Origin of the sequence: Micromonospora sp. NPDC007271 (assembly GCF_040634005.1) — a bacterium.
In the GTDB taxonomy this organism is placed as follows: Bacteria; Actinomycetota; Actinomycetes; order Mycobacteriales; family Micromonosporaceae; genus Micromonospora.
The window spans coordinates 1-14,405 of record NZ_JBEYER010000022.1; the positions used below are offsets into that span (position 1 = coordinate 1).

Below are 14,405 nucleotides of genomic sequence, written 5' to 3' on the forward strand. Positions count from 1 at the left end.
CGACGAGGAGTACGACGGCGGGGGCCACCTCGCCGCGATCCTTCCCGCTGGGGCCCCTGCCTACCTCAGTGCGCGGCGCAGCCGGTGGTCGGCGCGGGCGCCGCGGCCGGCGCGCCGATGGTGGGTAGCCCCAGCAGCACCCCCGGGGTACGCGGGGCGCGGCCCGCCTCGGCGGCGTCGCCGGCCCGGGTACGCCGGTGCGACAGCGGCTCCCCGTCGGCGTTGAGGTGGTGCGGGGCGGCGTAGGTGATCGTGGTGTGCACGATGTCGCCCGGGCGGACCTGCCCGGCCAGGCTGCCGGCATCGAAGTGCACGAGGCGGCCGTCCCGGGCGCGGCCGGACATCCGGCCCGTGCGCTCGTCCTTGCGTCCCTCGCCGACGGCGACGAGCACCTCGACCGTCTCCCCCACGAGCTTCCTGTTCTCCGCCCAGGTGATCTCCTCCACCGTGGCGATCAGCCGCTCGTACCGCTCCTGCACGACCTGCTTGGGGAGCTGGCCGTCCATGGTCGCGGCCGGGGTGCCGGGGCGCTTGGAGTACTGGAAGGTGAACGCGGAGGCGAACCGCGCCTCGCGGACCACGTCGAGGGTCCGCTCGAAGTCGGCCTCGGTCTCGCCGGGGAAACCGACGATGATGTCGGTGGTGATCGCCGCGTCCGGCATCGCCGCCCGGACCTTCTCGATGATGCCCAGGTACTTCTCCGACCGGTACGAGCGGCGCATGGCCCGCAGCACGTCGTCGGAGCCGGACTGCAGCGGCATGTGCAGCGAGTGGCACACGTTGGGCGTCTCGGCCATCGCGGCGATCACGTCGTCGGTGAAGTCCTTCGGGTGCGGGCTGGTGAACCGGACCCGCTCCAGTCCCTCGATGTCGCCGCAGGCACGCAACAGCTTGCCGAACGCGTACCGGTCGCCGAACTCGACGCCGTAGGAGTTGACGTTCTGCCCGAGCAGGGTCACCTCCAGCACGCCCTCGTCGACCAGGGCGCGCACCTCGGAGAGGATGTCGCCGGGGCGGCGGTCCTTCTCCTTGCCGCGCAGGGAGGGCACGATGCAGAACGTGCAGGTGTTGTTGCAGCCCACGGAGATCGACACCCAGCCGGCGTACGTCGACTCGCGGCGGGTCGGCAGCGTGGAGGGGAAGACCTCGAGCGACTCGAGGATCTCCACCTCGGCGGCGGCGTTGTGCCGGGCCCGCTCCAGCAGCACCGGCAGCGAGCCGATGTTGTGCGTGCCGAAGACCACGTCCACCCAGGGGGCCTTACGGACGATCTCGCCGCGGTCCTTCTGGGCCAGGCAGCCGCCGACCGCGATCTGCATCCCGGGGTGCCTGGTCTTCACGGGGCGCAGATGACCCAGGTTGCCGTAGAGCCGGTTGTCGGCGTTCTCGCGCACGGCGCAGGTGTTGAACACCACGACGTCCGGATGCTCGTCGGCGTCGGCGGCGCGCACGTACCCGGCCGCCTCCAGCAGGCCGGAGATGCGCTCGGAGTCGTGCACGTTCATCTGGCAGCCGTACGTACGCACCTGGTAGGTGCGCGGGCTGCCCGCGGCTGCGGTAGTCATGACCCGGACAGCGTATCCGGGCCGAGCTGGTCGGAACGAACGAGGAGGAGCCATGTGCCGGAGCATCAAGACCCTGCGTGAGCCGTACGTGCCGGTGGTCACCGAGGAGGACGTCCGGGCGGCCGCCCTGCAGTACGTCCGGAAGATCTCGGGATTCCGTAGCCCCGCCGCGCACAACGCCGCCGCGTTCGAGGCGGCCGTGGACAGCGTGGCGGCGGCCACCGCGACCCTGCTCGACCAGTTGGTGGTCCGGGGCCAGCAGCCGACCGCCCGGGCCTGACCCGGCCGACTGCCCGGGCCCGACCAGGGGCCGGCGCAGCCGCGCCGGCCCGGGTCAGGCGGCGGCGAGGGCCGGGGCGACCGAGTCGGGGCCCCACTGCGAGCGGTGGCACTGCGACCAGCCCCGACACCCGGGGTGGGCCATGGTGCAGAGCCGCTGGTCGCTGAGCACCTCGCCCTCGTCGGTCTCGACGACGTCGAAGTGCACCGGGCGGATCGTGCCGTCCGGGGCCACCAGCAGGTGCCGCCCGGCGTCGAGGGTGTCGTCGCGCATCAGGCAGTTGCGGTCCAGCAGCTTGGCCAGCGCCGCGATGCTGGGCAGCTCGGCCAGGCTCTCGGGCACCCCGTAGCAGTCGACCACGGTGCCGTACACCCCCGGCACCTCCCACACGTCGCAGACCACCGCGTACGCGGGTAGTCGTGCCGGCTCGGCGACGGCGAGGGGCATCACCACCCGGCCGAGCGCCTCGGCTAGCGCCGGGTAGACCTCCACGGGCGCCGCACCGTCGATTCTCCAGTTCCACAGCTCGGCCATGCCGCCTCCTCGCTGTGCTCGTCCCACCGGCCTCCGGATCGGGCCTTACTGACGATGGTGGGGTGCATATGACCTCAGCCGGGGGCAAGTTACCGGTCTGTGACCAATCCGGGCAAAATTTCCTCCGGCGCTGTTGCTCGGAGTAGCGGGAAGATGACAGTTTATCGGGTATGGTGCCCCGCCGGAGCCAGCGACATGAGGTTTCAGCGGACCCGGACGAGGTGCTCGCTGGCGGGCAGCAGCTCGCCGATCACCGTGCCCCCGGGCACCTCGCCCGCGACCAGCAACCCGCCCGAGGTCTGCGCGTCGGCCAGCAGCAGCCGCTCCCCCTCGGCGAGGTCGCCGAAGTCGGTCCACGGGGTCACCCATTCGAGGTTGCGCCGGGTGCCGCCGCTGACGTACCCGTCGCGCACCGCCTTTCGCGCCCCGGGCAGGTAGGGCACGGCCGCCGCGTCGATCGCGACGGTGAGTCGGCTGGCCCGGGCCAGCTTCGAGGCGTGCCCGAGCAGCCCGAAGCCGGTCACGTCGGTGCCGCAGCGGATGCCGGCGGCCACCGCCGCCCGGGCCGCGTCCCGGTTGAGCCGGGTCATCGCGGCGACCGCCTCCGGGAACCGCTCCCCGGTCCGCTTGTGCCGGCTGTTCAACACCCCCACGCCGAGGGGCTTGGTCAGCGACAGCGGCAGGCCCGCACGGCCGGCGTCCAGGGTGATCAGCTCCTCCGGCCGGACCACCCCGGTGACGGCGAGGCCGTACTTCGGGCTGTCGTCGTCCACGCTGTGCCCGCCGGCCAGGTGGCAGCCGGCCTCCCGGGCCACGTCCTGGCCGCCGCGCAGCACCTCGCGGGCCAGCTCCACCGGGAGTACGTCCAGGGGCCAGCAGAGCAGGTTGAGCGCGACGAGCGGGGTGCCGCCCATCGCGTACACGTCGGAGAGCGCGTTGGCGGCGGCGATCCGACCCCAGTCGTACGCGTCGTCCACCACCGGCGTGAAGAAGTCGGCGGTGCTGACCAGGCCGGTGCGCTCGTCCAGCCGGACCACCGCGGCGTCGTCGCCGTGGTCCAGCCCGACGAGGAGGTCGGCGGCGCCGTCGCCCGGGCCGAGCCCGGCGACCAGGGCTTCCAGCTCCCCCGGGGGGATCTTGCAGGCGCACCCGCCGCCGCGGGCGTAATCGGTCAGCCGGAGGGGCTCGGTCATCCCCACATGATCTACCCGGACTGCCGGGGCCGCCACCCGGACGGGCCGGTCAGTGACGTAATTCGGACTCCTCGGCACAGTGGTGACCGGTGTTACCGCACCGTGACCATCTGAGTTGCATGCCGACACATACGGCCGCCTACAGTGGCCCAACCAGGGGGCGACCGCCCCCGCTTTCCGCACGGACGACAGGGACGGTGGACGACGTGACGACGGGCGAACCGCTCATCGTGCTGGACGGGGTCAACAAGTGGTTCGGCCCGCTGCACGTGCTCGACGACGTCTCGCTCTCCATCGGCAAGGGCGAGGTGGTCGTGGTCATCGGCCCCTCGGGCTCCGGCAAGTCGACGCTCTGCCGGACGATCAACCGGCTGGAGCCCATCGACTCGGGCACCATCACCTTCGACGGCACGCCGCTGCCAGCCGAGGGGAAGGCCCTCGCCAAGCTGCGCAGCGAGGTGGGCATGGTGTTCCAGTCGTTCAACCTCTTCGCGCACAAGACCATCCTGGAGAACGTCACCCTCGGCCCGGTGAAGGTCCGCAAGGAGAAGCCGGCCGCCGCCCGCGAGCGCGGCCTGGCCCTGCTCGACCGGGTCGGCATCGCCAACCAGGCGGACAAGTACCCGGCGCAGCTCTCCGGCGGCCAGCAGCAGCGGGCGGCGATCGCACGCGCGCTGGCCATGCAGCCCAAGGCGATGCTCTTCGACGAGCCGACCAGCGCGCTGGACCCGGAGATGGTCGGCGAGGTGCTCGACGTGATGACCTCGCTGGCCCGCGACGGCATGACGATGATCGTGGTCACCCACGAGATGGGCTTCGCCCGGCACGCGGCCAACCGGGTGATCTTCATGGCGGACGGCAGGCTCGTCGAGGACGCCCCGCCGACCGAGTTCTTCGCGAACCCGCGCAGCGAGCGGGCCAAGGACTTCCTGTCCAAGATCCTCACGCACTGAGCGTCTGTAATGGAGCCCGCCATCCCCCGGCGGCTCTTGTCGAAGAAGGAGATGAGTATGCGTTACAAGCGCGTGGCGGCGGTCGCCGCAGCGGCGACCCTGGCCCTCGGCATGAGCGCCTGCGGCGGCAACGACGGGGACAGCGGCTCCGGCAGCAGCGCCAAGGGCATCGTCGGTAAGGCGCAGAGCCAGAAGAAGCTGGTCATCGGCGTCAAGGCCGACCAGCCGGGCCTGGGCCTGCAGACCGGCAGCCAGTACGAGGGCTTCGACGTCGAGATCGCCAAGATCGTGGCCAAGGGCCTCGGCGTCGACGCGAACAACATCGAGTGGAAGACCACCGTCTCGGCCAACCGCGAGCCCTTCATCCAGCAGGGCACCGTCGACCTGGTCGTGGCGACCTACACGATCAACGACGAGCGCAAGCAGAAGATCAACTTTGCCGGGCCGTACTACATCGCCGGCCAGGACCTGCTGGTGAAGGCCGACTCCACCATCACCGGGCCGGAGTCGCTGGAGGGCAAGAAGGTCTGCTCGGCGCAGGGCTCCACCCCGGCCAAGCGGATCCAGACCGACTACCCGAAGGCCTCGCTCCAGCAGTTCGACGCGTACTCGAAGTGCATCACGGCCCTTGAGGGTGGCCAGGTCGACGCGGTGACCACGGACGACATCATCCTCGCCGGCTACGCCGCCCAGTCCCAGTACGCCGGCAAGTTCAAGGTCGTGGGCAAGACCTTCTCCACCGAGCCGTACGGCATCGGCCTGAAGAAGGACGACAAGGACGGCTGCGAGAAGATCAACGAGATCCTCAAGGCCGCCGCCTCGGACGGCTCCTACAAGGCCGCCTGGGACGCCACCCTGGGCAAGAGCGGCAAGGCCGCGCCCGAGCTGGACACCACCAAGCTGACCAACTGCGGCAGCGTCTGACCGGTTCCGGGGCCGGCATCCGTACGGGTGCCGGCCCTGGCCTGTCACGACGCCGACGACGCTCCCGGGAGTCGACGCATGCACGTATTCGCTGATCCGACCAACCTCGACGCGTATCTGTCGGGCTTTCTCTGGATTCTCAAGCTGACCGGCGCCTCGGCGGTCTTCGCGCTGGTGCTCGGCGTGCTGCTCGCCGCGTTCCGGGTCTCGCCGGTGCCGGTGCTGCGATGGGTCGGCGCGGCCTGGGTGAATGTCTTCCGCAACACGCCGCTCACCCTGATCATCTTCTTCTGCTACTTCGGCCTCTTCTCGACGCTGGGCCTGAGCCTCTCCGACGACCTGAACCTGAACAACTTCTGGCTCGGCGTGGTGGGCCTGTCGGTCTACACCGCCGCGTTCGTCTGCGAGGCCGTCCGCTCCGGCATCAACACGGTGCCGGCCGGTCAGGCGGAGGCGGCCCGGGCGATCGGGCTGACCTTCTTCCAGACCCTGCGCATCGTGATCCTGCCGCAAGCCGGGCGGGCCGTGGTGGCCCCGCTGGGCAGCGTCCTCATCGCGCTCTGCAAGAACGCCACGATCGTCGGCACCATCGGCCTGATCGAGGCGTCCAGCGTGATGAAACAGCTGATCAACGACAACGGTGACGCGGTCATCCCGATCTTCCTGGTGTTCGCCGGCACGTTCGCCGCGCTCCTCGTTCCCACCGGCTACTTCTTCGGCTGGCTGGCCAACCGACTGGCGGTGAAGCGCTGATGAGCACCAGCACCGTTCTCTACGACCACCCGGGGCCTCGGGCCCGCGTCCGCAACGCGGTGCTCAGCGTCGTCTTCGGCGTCGGGCTGGTCGCCCTGCTCTGGTGGGTCTACGCCAAGTTCGACCAGGCCGGCCAGTGGGAGAGCCGGCTGTGGACGCCGTTCACGAAGTCGACGACGTGGACCGACTTCATCGTGCCGGCGCTAGGGCAGACGCTGTTCGCCGCAGGCACCGGCATGGTGCTCTCGCTCGCCTTCGGCGTCGTCTTCGCGGTCGGCCGACTCTCCGACCACCGGTGGATCCGGGTCCCGGCCGGCGTGGTGGTGGAGTTCTTCCGGGCCGTCCCGCTGCTGCTGATGATCTTCTTCATCTTCTACGGCGTGCCGTTCCTCATCCAGGGGCCGGTGTCGGCGTTCTGGTCGGTGGTCGTCGGACTCACCCTCTACAACGGTTCGGTACTCGCCGAGGCGTTCCGGGCCGGCATCCGAGCCATCCCCAACGGTCAGTCCGAGGCCGCGTACGCCGTGGGCATGCGCAAGAACCAGGTGATGCGCATGATCCTGGTGCCGCAGGCCGCCCGCGCCATGCTGCCGGTGATCGTCAGCCAGCTCGTCGTCCTGCTCAAGGACACCGCGCTCGGCTACATCGTGGCCTTCCCCGAGCTGCTCCAGCGCGGCGTGAACGACGTTGCGGCCAACTACGGCAACGTGGTCGCCGCCGCGATCGTGGTGGCCGCCATCTACATCGTGCTCAACTCGCTGCTCACCGCGCTGGCCGGCTGGCTGGACCGGCGTAGCCGCCGGCGGGTGTTCTTCCGGCTTCCGAAGCAGACGGCCGCCGCGCCGGATTCGACCCCGGCCGGCGGAGCCACCATCGCCGAGCCCCAGGGCTGAGCCCGGCGGGCCAGGGCTGAGCCGGGCGCTGACGACGCCGTGCCACCTTCGCGGGTGGCACGGCGTCTGTCGTTTCCGCGCGACCGTGCCTTTCCCCGCGACCCGAGCGTTTCCGGGTGACCCGTGGCCGGAGCGCGGACCTCCTGGCGGTGCCCGCGTCCCTGGGTCAGCGGGCGATCTCGGTGACCCGGGACTCGCGGACCACGGTCACCCGGATCTGGCCGGGGTAGGTGAGCTCCTCCTCGATCTGCTTGGCCACGTCCCGGGCCAGCACCGCGGCGCCGATGTCGTCGACGTCCTCCGGCTTGACCATCACCCGGATCTCCCGGCCGGCCTGCATGGCGAAGACCTTCTCCACGCCGAGCTTGCCGGCCGCGATCTCCTCGATCCGCTCCAGCCGCTTGACGTACGCCTCCAGGCTCTCCCGCCGCGCGCCGGGCCGCCCGCCGGAGCAGGCGTCCGAGGCCTGGGTGAGGACCGCCTCGATGGTCTGTGGCGGCACCTCGTTGTGGTGCGCCTCGATGGCGTGCACCACGTCCTCGCTCTCGCCGTACTTGCGGGCCAGGTCGGCGCCGATGATCGCGTGGCTCCCCTCCACCTCGTGGGTGAGCGCCTTGCCGATGTCGTGCAGGAACGCGCACCGCTTGATCGTCGGCACGTCCAGCCGCAGCTCGGCGGCCATGATCCCGGCGATGTGCGCGGTCTCCACCAGGTGCTTGAGCACGTTCTGGCCGTACGAGGTCCGGTAGCGCAGCCGGCCGAGCAGGGTGACCAGCTCCGGATGGATCTCGGTGATGCCGACCTCGACCAGGGCGTCCTCGGCCGCCCGGTGGCACAGCTCCTCCACCTCGTGCCGGGCCAGGTCGTAGACCTCCTCGATCCGGTGCGGGTGGATCCGGCCGTCGAGCACCAGCTTCTCCAGGGTGAGCCGGCCGACCTCCCGGCGTACCGGGTCGAAACAGGAGAGCAGCACCGCCTCGGGGGTGTCGTCGATGATCAGGTTGACCCCGGTGACCGACTCGAAGGCGCGGATGTTGCGCCCCTCCCGGCCGATGATCCGCCCCTTCATCTCGTCGCCCGGCAGGTGCAGGACGCTCACCACGCTCTCCGCGGTCTGTTCGCTGGCGACCCGCTGGATGGCGTCGACGACGAGGTGCCGGGCGCGCTGCTCGGCGGTGTTGCGCGCGTCCGACTCGATGTCCCGGATCAGCAGGGCGGCCTCCCGCTTGGCCTGGCTCTCGATCGACTCGACCAGCTCGGCCCGGGCCGCCTCGGCGGTCAGCCCGGCCACCCGCTCCAACTCCCGGCGGCGGTGTTCCTCCGCCTGCGCGAGCGCCTGTTCCCGTTCGGCCAGAGCGCCCTCCCGGGCGGCCAGGGCGGCACTGGCGGCGGTAAGCTGCCGCTCCCGCTCGGCCAGCCGCTCCACCTCCTCCGTGTGCAGCCGCTCCCGCTCGTCCATCCTGGCCGCCCGCCGCTCGACCTCGGCGGCCTGCTCGCGGGTGGTCGCGGCGAGTACCGCCACCTCCCGCTCGCCGCTGCGCCGGGCGGCGGCGCGCAGCTGCTCGGCGTCCGCCTCGGCCTGCTTGTGCGCCCGCTCCAGCACGGTGTCGGCCTCGGCTCGGGCGTCGTCGAGGACCCGCCGGGCCTCGGCCCGGGCCGCCTTCGCCTCCGCCTTCGCGGCGGCCGCCTCCGCCCGCGCCGCGGCGGCGGCGGACTTCGCCACGTCGATCGTGCTGTTCGCCTCGTCGGCGGCGCTACGCAGCGCCGCCAGCGACTGCTCCTGCCGGTCCTTCTCGGCGATGAAGGCCGGATCCGCGGGGGCGGGCGGGAGGCTGAGCCGGCGCAGGGTGCGAGCGCCGAGCAGAACGGCACCGACCACCACGACGGCGAGGAGCAGCACCACCGTGAGGAGGACGATGTTGAACGGGCTCATACGGCTGCTCCGAGGCGCCGACCGGAACCCCGGCGTGCGGTGGCCGCGTGACGGCCGGCGGCGTGCTCGTGCCCGGCCGCGTTCACCGACTCGCTCGGCGCGGGCCACCGTGCCCTGCCGCCCGCCACGTCGGGCCGCGCGGGATGGTGACCCCGGCCCGCCCGGACCCGGCGGTCGCCGTGCTGTCGGGAGACGGCCACGGCGGGAAGCGCGGCCGTCAGGCCGGCACCAGGGCCGGCGCCCGGGCCGGCCTCCGGGGACGAGCGGCCGGTGACGTGTGGAAGACCGCCGGTGAACCTGTGCCGCCCCGCCATGGCCGCCTCCCCTGAACGTCACGCCGCAGGCGGTGTGCCCGAGGGGCACGCGCCTGCGGCTCTGGACGCCCGACCGGAGCGGCTGGCCGTGGGTAGCTTTCCCTCGGCGATGCCCCACCGTTGGGGCATCGCCGGCGCCGGTTGCAGTTGTCGGTCGGCTCCGGACCGCCGGTCCGGAGCTGCCGTCAAGGGCCGGTGCAGCTGGCCAAAGTGATGCTGTTCTGTTACGCGATCTATGTTGTGCGCTTAGCCTGCGCTGGTCGGGCAATGTGAGCCTTATGGCGAGGCTAGGTCTCCGAGGGCCGTTCGGTCAAGAACTCATGATCAAACCACCCGGACGGAGAGATATCACGGAGTCACGCTACGCCGAACAGATGCCGGACACGGCCGGACAAACCTCGCTCGCACTGAACCGCGACCAGCTTCCCGGCCTGCTCAGGGCGGAGCTTCCTCAGATCTTGGACACCTACCGTTCCGCACAGACGGCAGCTCTCCAAGATTCGGAAGATGATCGGGCCGAGGCGGCGCGGCCGGCGCTTCGGTGGCGGCGGTCAGTCGAGGGTGCGGGTATCCCGGTCGAGCTCCTGCTCGGCGTCGGCGAGAGCGTCGGCGTCGATGTGCTCGGCGAACTCGGCCGCCTCGGCGCTCTGCGCGGCGAGGGCCTCCTTCACCGCCCGGATGGCCACACCCGGCGGATAGCCCTTGCGGGCCAGCATGCCGACGAGGCGGCGGAACACCGCGTCAGGCTCGCCCCGGGTGGCGCGCAGCTTCCGCTCCACCAGGGCACGGGCCGTCTCCGCCTCGGTCTCCTCGTCCAGCTCGCCGAGGGCCTCGCTGGCCACCTCGCCGTCGACGCCGCGCTGGCGCAGCTCGTTGGCGAGCGCCCGCCGGGCCAGGCCACGGCCGGCGTGCCGGCTGCTCACCCAGGCCCGGGCGAAGGCGGCGTCGTCGACGATGCCCACCTCGTCGTACCGGTCGAGGACCTGGGCCGCGACCTCCTCGGAGATGCCTCGCCGGGCGAGGGCGCCGGCCAGCTCGGCCCGGGTACGCGGCCGGACGGCGAGCTGCCGCAGGCAGATCTCCCGGGCCACCTCGGCCTCGTCCCGGGGCGGCGTGGCCTCCGGATCGACCCCCTCGGCGCGGCGGCCCCGGCGGGGGCGGGGTGTGGTGGCGTCACCCGTACGGGGCGGGCTGGCATCCCAGCCTCGCCCCGTGCGGGCGCGTCGTCCTGCCACGGGTCAGGTCAGAAGTCGACCGGCGGCAGCTCCGGGCCACCGGCGGCGTCGCCCACGCCGATCCCGACGCCGAGCTTCTCCAGGATCTTCTTCTCGATCTCGGCGGCCACGTCCGGGTTCTCCCGCAGGAACTCGCGGGCCTTCTCCTTGCCCTGGCCGAGTTGGTCGCCGTCGTACGTGTACCAGGCGCCGGACTTGCGGATGATCGACTGCTCCACGCCGACGTCGATCAGCGAGCCCTCGCGGGAGATGCCCTTGCCGTACATGATGTCGAACTCGGCCTGCTTGAACGGCGCGGCGACCTTGTTCTTCACGACCTTGACCCGGGTGCGGTTGCCGACCACGTCGGTGCCGTCCTTGAGGCTCTCGATGCGGCGCACGTCGAGCCGGACCGAGGCGTAGAACTTCAGCGCCCGACCACCGGTCGTCGTCTCGGGGCTGTTGTGCACCATGATCCCGTCGACGAAGTAGTTGTGGTTGCCCTCCACCTCGATGTCGAACCGGTTCATCGACCGGGTCTTGGGCTTGACGTGCACGTCGATGATGCGTGCCGGCACCGGCGTGAGCTCCTCCGCGACGAACTGTGGCTCCACGGAGCACTGGCCACGGAAGCGCGGAAGCAGCTTGTACTCCATCGCCTCCGGCACGTACGGGGCGATCAGCTCCTGGAACTTCGCCGACGACTCCGTGGTGAACACGATCGACGCGGTCTGTCGTGCACCGCGGGCCATCAGCTTCACGTCCATGCCATACGCGTCGCGCAGGTACTCGACCAGCCGCTCACGGGTCCCCTCGGCCATGGCCTCCACGCAGATCTCGATTCGACCGGAACCGCCCGCCGTACGCTCCTGGACGCCCTTGGAACGGAGGCTGAAGCAGTCGTCGTCCATGTACCAGACGGCGAGGGCGAGAGGGGTCAACGCCTTGAGGTAGTCCCAGCTGAGGTGCTTCTTGCCGTCACCGAGGTAGACCGCACGCCGCAATTCGCCCAGCTCTGGCAGCGGGGTGAAGTCGACGAAGGCCGCACCCCGGGCGTCGGTCCGCCGGGAGTGGCTGATGTTGCCGAGCAGAGAGACCTTCCAGTCGAGGTAGTCGACCTGCTGCACGCCGTGCCCCAGCCGGAAGCGGACGCCGGAGCGGTCCCGCCGGTTCGGCGACAGGGCACCGTCGCCCATCAGGGAACCGAGCACGACCTGCCACTGCTGCTCGCTGAGGCGTCGCGGCTCAGCCAGCATGACCCGGTCGCCGGCGATCAGCTCGCCCGCTTCCCGCCAGCCACCAGGAGTGCGGACCAGGTGGTTGGGGGTCGCGGCGAACTGGGCCCGGCCGTTGCCGCCCGACTTGGCAACGGTGAACTGGAGGAACTGCTCGGCCGGACCGTTGTTGAACCAGTTCGTGATCCGCTTCGGCTCCACCCGGTCGGTCTCCGGGTTGTAGGAGAGAACCTCGACGTCCATCCGCTGATTGACGATCTTGCCGATCTTCTCCTGCGTGCCGTCGGCCAGGGTGACCCTGGTCGAGTACGACATGCAGCCGAACATGACACCGATCTTCTCGCGGAGCTGGTTGATGAAGATCGCCGTGGTGCCGGTGTTGTTGAGCACACCGGTGATCTTGCGCAGTGCCTGGCTCATCAGCCGGGCCTGGAGACCCACGTGGCTGTCGCCCATCTCGCCCTCGATCTCGGCGCGCGGCACCAGGGCGGCGACCGAGTCGATCACGATGATGTCGAGCGCGCCGGAGCGGACCAGCATGTCCGCGATCTCCAGCGCCTGCTCGCCGGTGTCCGGCTGGGAGACCAGCAGGGCGTCGGTGTCGACGCCGAGGGCCTTCGCGTACTCCGGGTCGAGCGCGTGCTCGGCGTCGATGAAGGCGGCGATGCCGCCCGCCCGCTGGGCGTTGGCCACCGCGTGCAGGGCGACCGTGGTCTTACCGCTGGACTCCGGGCCGTAGATCTCGATGACCCGGCCGCGGGGCAGACCGCCCACGCCGAGCGCGACGTCGAGCGCGATGGAGCTGGTCGGGATCACGGCGGTCTGCACGACCGGCCGCTCCCCCAGCCGCATCACCGAACCCTTGCCGAACTGCTTGTCGATCTGAGCGAGAGCAAGGTCGAGTGCCTTCTCCCGGTCCGGCCCTGCCGCCATCGTTGCCACCCCTGCCTTCGCCGGCGTCTTACCTGAGCTTCGCGTCACGCGGGACACGCTAGGCGCTGGGTCCGACAGAAAACCAGCCGACGGGCCGCGAGCTGTGGACGAGCACCCCGCTGTGGACAATAGCCGAACAACTGTACGAGTCGGCAAGCGACACGCGGACCCGGGGAAAAGGCTGCTCAGCGTAGCCGCGCGGGCACCCGGTCGGGATAGGCGGCGACCACTGCCCGCCACACGACGTGCGTCTCCTCACCCGCCGCGAGGGCCTGCTCGATGGTCCGCCCGCCGAGCTGGGACAGCACCTGGTCGCTGGCGAGGCTGGCCGCGTACCCCGGCCCGAACGCCTCCTCCAACCGGGCCCAGAAGTCGGTCAGGCGCACTGGTCAGTCCTCCTTGTCGGGCGCCCCGGTGGGCACTGGACGCAACGCTAGCGCCACCAGGGGCACCACCGCGATCGCCGCCAGCAGGGTCAGGGTCGGGTAGCCCACCGCCCGCATGACAAACCCGCTGGCCGCCGCCGCGCCGGCCCCGGCCAGGCCCATGATGAGGTCGGAGAGCCCCTGCACACCCGGCCGGGCGGCCGTGGGCACCGACTCCGACAGCAGGGTCGAGCCGGCCACCATGGTCCCGGACCAGCCCAGCCCGAGCAGGAGCAGGCCCACCGAGAGCAGCGGCGTGTGGTGCCCGGCGGTGCCGGCGATCGCGCAGGCGACCACCAGCAGGGCCACCCCGCCGAGGATCACCGGGCGCCGGCCCAGCCGGTCGGTGAGCCAGCCCACCACCGGGGAGAGCGCGTACATGCCGGCGATGTGCAGGCTCAGCACGATGCCGACCACCCGCAGCACGTCCGCGTCGGAGTGTGACTCGCCGAGGCGTACCGGGGTCATCGACATCACCGCGACCATCACCAGGTGGCCCATCGCCACCGCGGCGATGCCGAGGCGGGCGGCGGGCCGCTCGCGTATCGTCCGCCAGGCCGCCGTCACGCCCGCGCGCCGGGCGGTCGGGGCGGCCGGGGCGTCGGCCGCCGCCAGCCGGCGCGCGGTGAGCAGCGGGTCGGGCCGGAGCAGAAGCAGCAGTACGACGGCGGCCACGGTGAACGCGGCGGCGCTGAAGGCGAACGGGCCGGCCAGCGGCGGCAGACCCCAGCCGCGGGTGGTGTCGTCGGCGAGCGTGGCGAAGTTCGGCGCGGCCACCGAGCCGATGGTGGTGGCCCAGACGACCAGGGAGAGCTGCCGGCCGCGCCGGGCCGGCTCGGCCAGGTCCACGGCGGTGTAGCGGGCCTGGAGGTTGGCGGCGGTGCCGCCGCCGAAGAGCAGCATCCCGAGGAACAGCAGCGGCACCAGGTCGACGACGGTGGCGACCACCACCAGCACGCCGCCCACGGCCCCGGTGAGGTACGCCACCGCCAGGCCGGGCCGCCGCCCCCGGGCCGCCATGAGTCGGGTGACCGGTACGGCGAGCAGCGCCGCGCCGACCACCCCGGCGCTCTGGGCCAGCCCGGCCAGGGCGGTGCCGGCGACCCGGGCGGCGAGCAGCGCCCCGACGGAGATGCCGATGGTGACGCCGATGCCGCCGATGATCTGGGTGAGGAAGAGCAGCCGGACCGTCCGCCGCTGGATCGGGGCGACGTCGGGCCGGGCCTGCGGCGGCGTGGTCAGGTCGGTGGCCATGG

At 71.5% G+C, this 14,405-nt stretch carries 12 protein-coding genes and 3 pseudogenes; 5 read left to right on the forward strand and 10 right to left on the reverse strand.

Annotated features, from left to right (window positions below; all coding sequences use genetic code 11):
- Nucleotides 1-65 precede the first annotated feature (65 nt).
- Nucleotides 66-1,565, reverse strand: a complete 1,500-nt coding sequence (gene miaB, locus ABZ570_RS10690) for a tRNA (N6-isopentenyl adenosine(37)-C2)-methylthiotransferase MiaB (RefSeq protein WP_358060157.1) — start codon at nucleotides 1,563-1,565, stop codon at nucleotides 66-68.
- 52 nt (nucleotides 1,566-1,617) lie between these two features.
- Here miaB and ABZ570_RS10695 point away from each other — a divergent pair, with 52 nt between their 5' ends.
- Nucleotides 1,618-1,845 (forward strand): DUF2277 domain-containing protein, encoded by a 228-nt coding sequence (locus ABZ570_RS10695; RefSeq protein WP_358060160.1) that lies wholly within the window; start codon nucleotides 1,618-1,620, stop codon nucleotides 1,843-1,845.
- A 54-nt stretch (nucleotides 1,846-1,899) separates the two neighbouring features.
- On the opposite strand, the gene ABZ570_RS10700 is transcribed toward ABZ570_RS10695, so the two are convergent.
- Both ABZ570_RS10700 and selD read right to left on the reverse strand, forming a co-directional pair.
- Nucleotides 1,900-2,379, reverse strand: coding sequence for a hypothetical protein (locus tag ABZ570_RS10700; protein ID WP_358060163.1), 480 nt, complete (start codon nucleotides 2,377-2,379; stop codon nucleotides 1,900-1,902).
- A gap of 203 nt (nucleotides 2,380-2,582) precedes the next feature.
- Nucleotides 2,583-3,572 (reverse strand): selenide, water dikinase SelD, encoded by a 990-nt coding sequence (gene selD / locus ABZ570_RS10705; protein WP_358060166.1) that lies wholly within the window; start codon nucleotides 3,570-3,572, stop codon nucleotides 2,583-2,585.
- 197 nt (nucleotides 3,573-3,769) lie between these two features.
- Between selD and ABZ570_RS10710 the strand changes: the two genes are divergently transcribed.
- From ABZ570_RS10710 to ABZ570_RS10725, 4 genes are all read left to right on the forward strand, one after another.
- Entirely contained in the window at nucleotides 3,770-4,525 is a 756-nt protein-coding gene (locus ABZ570_RS10710) for an amino acid ABC transporter ATP-binding protein (RefSeq protein WP_358060169.1), read from the forward strand.
- A 57-nt stretch (nucleotides 4,526-4,582) separates the two neighbouring features.
- A complete protein-coding gene (locus ABZ570_RS10715) occupies nucleotides 4,583-5,449 on the forward strand; it encodes a glutamate ABC transporter substrate-binding protein (RefSeq protein WP_358060172.1) in 867 nt (288 codons plus the stop codon).
- Nucleotides 5,450-5,527: 78 nt separating this feature from the next.
- A complete protein-coding gene (locus tag ABZ570_RS10720; RefSeq protein WP_358060175.1) occupies nucleotides 5,528-6,202 on the forward strand; it encodes an amino acid ABC transporter permease in 675 nt (224 codons plus the stop codon).
- The gene (locus ABZ570_RS10725; RefSeq protein WP_358060178.1) at nucleotides 6,202-7,095 is read left to right on the forward strand and encodes an amino acid ABC transporter permease; all 894 of its coding nucleotides are present in this window, start codon (nucleotides 6,202-6,204) and stop codon (nucleotides 7,093-7,095) included. The genes ABZ570_RS10720 and ABZ570_RS10725 overlap by 1 nt, the downstream gene beginning before the upstream one ends.
- A gap of 166 nt (nucleotides 7,096-7,261) precedes the next feature.
- Here the strand turns inward: ABZ570_RS10725 and rny are convergent, their stop codons facing one another.
- From rny to ABZ570_RS10760, 7 genes and pseudogenes are all read right to left on the reverse strand, one after another.
- Entirely contained in the window at nucleotides 7,262-9,028 is a 1,767-nt protein-coding gene (rny, locus tag ABZ570_RS10730; RefSeq protein WP_358060181.1) for a ribonuclease Y, read from the reverse strand.
- A gap of 865 nt (nucleotides 9,029-9,893) precedes the next feature.
- Complete coding sequence (locus ABZ570_RS10735) at nucleotides 9,894-10,577, reverse strand: regulatory protein RecX (protein ID WP_358060184.1); 684 nt, start codon at nucleotides 10,575-10,577, stop codon at nucleotides 9,894-9,896.
- An 8-nt stretch (nucleotides 10,578-10,585) separates the two neighbouring features.
- A pseudogene (locus ABZ570_RS10740) lies at nucleotides 10,586-11,122 on the reverse strand (recombinase RecA); the annotation flags it as partial.
- Between the two features lie 135 nt (nucleotides 11,123-11,257).
- A pseudogene (locus tag ABZ570_RS10745) lies at nucleotides 11,258-12,118 on the reverse strand (recombinase RecA); the annotation flags it as partial.
- Nucleotides 12,110-12,724: pseudogene (recA, locus tag ABZ570_RS10750) on the reverse strand (recombinase RecA); the annotation flags it as partial. The pseudogenes recA and ABZ570_RS10745, both read right to left, overlap by 9 nt.
- Before the next feature lie 185 nt (nucleotides 12,725-12,909).
- The gene (locus ABZ570_RS10755; RefSeq protein ID WP_302767406.1) at nucleotides 12,910-13,110 is read right to left on the reverse strand and encodes a DUF3046 domain-containing protein; all 201 of its coding nucleotides are present in this window, start codon (nucleotides 13,108-13,110) and stop codon (nucleotides 12,910-12,912) included.
- A gap of 3 nt (nucleotides 13,111-13,113) precedes the next feature.
- Nucleotides 13,114-14,403: an MFS transporter gene (locus ABZ570_RS10760; protein ID WP_358060188.1), complete on the reverse strand. Its 1,290-nt coding sequence runs from the start codon at nucleotides 14,401-14,403 to the stop codon at nucleotides 13,114-13,116.
- Nucleotides 14,404-14,405: the final 2 nt, after the last annotated feature.

Bases quoted from the DNA above. Each gene is read 5' to 3' on its own strand.
- ABZ570_RS10715 (WP_358060172.1), top strand. From the start codon at position 4,583: ATGCGTTACAAGCGCGTGGCGGCGGTCGCCGCAGCGGCGACCCTGGCC.
- rny (WP_358060181.1), bottom strand. From the start codon at position 9,028: ATGAGCCCGTTCAACATCGTCCTCCTCACGGTGGTGCTGCTCCTCGCC.
- ABZ570_RS10760 (WP_358060188.1), bottom strand. From the start codon at position 14,403: ATGGCCACCGACCTGACCACGCCGCCGCAGGCCCGGCCCGACGTCGCC.
- ABZ570_RS10695 (WP_358060160.1), top strand. From the start codon at position 1,618: ATGTGCCGGAGCATCAAGACCCTGCGTGAGCCGTACGTGCCGGTGGTC.
- miaB (WP_358060157.1), bottom strand. From the start codon at position 1,565: ATGACTACCGCAGCCGCGGGCAGCCCGCGCACCTACCAGGTGCGTACG.
- ABZ570_RS10725 (WP_358060178.1), top strand. From the start codon at position 6,202: ATGAGCACCAGCACCGTTCTCTACGACCACCCGGGGCCTCGGGCCCGC.
- ABZ570_RS10720 (WP_358060175.1), top strand. From the start codon at position 5,528: ATGCACGTATTCGCTGATCCGACCAACCTCGACGCGTATCTGTCGGGC.
- ABZ570_RS10700 (WP_358060163.1), bottom strand. From the start codon at position 2,379: ATGGCCGAGCTGTGGAACTGGAGAATCGACGGTGCGGCGCCCGTGGAG.
- selD (WP_358060166.1), bottom strand. From the start codon at position 3,572: ATGACCGAGCCCCTCCGGCTGACCGATTACGCCCGCGGCGGCGGGTGC.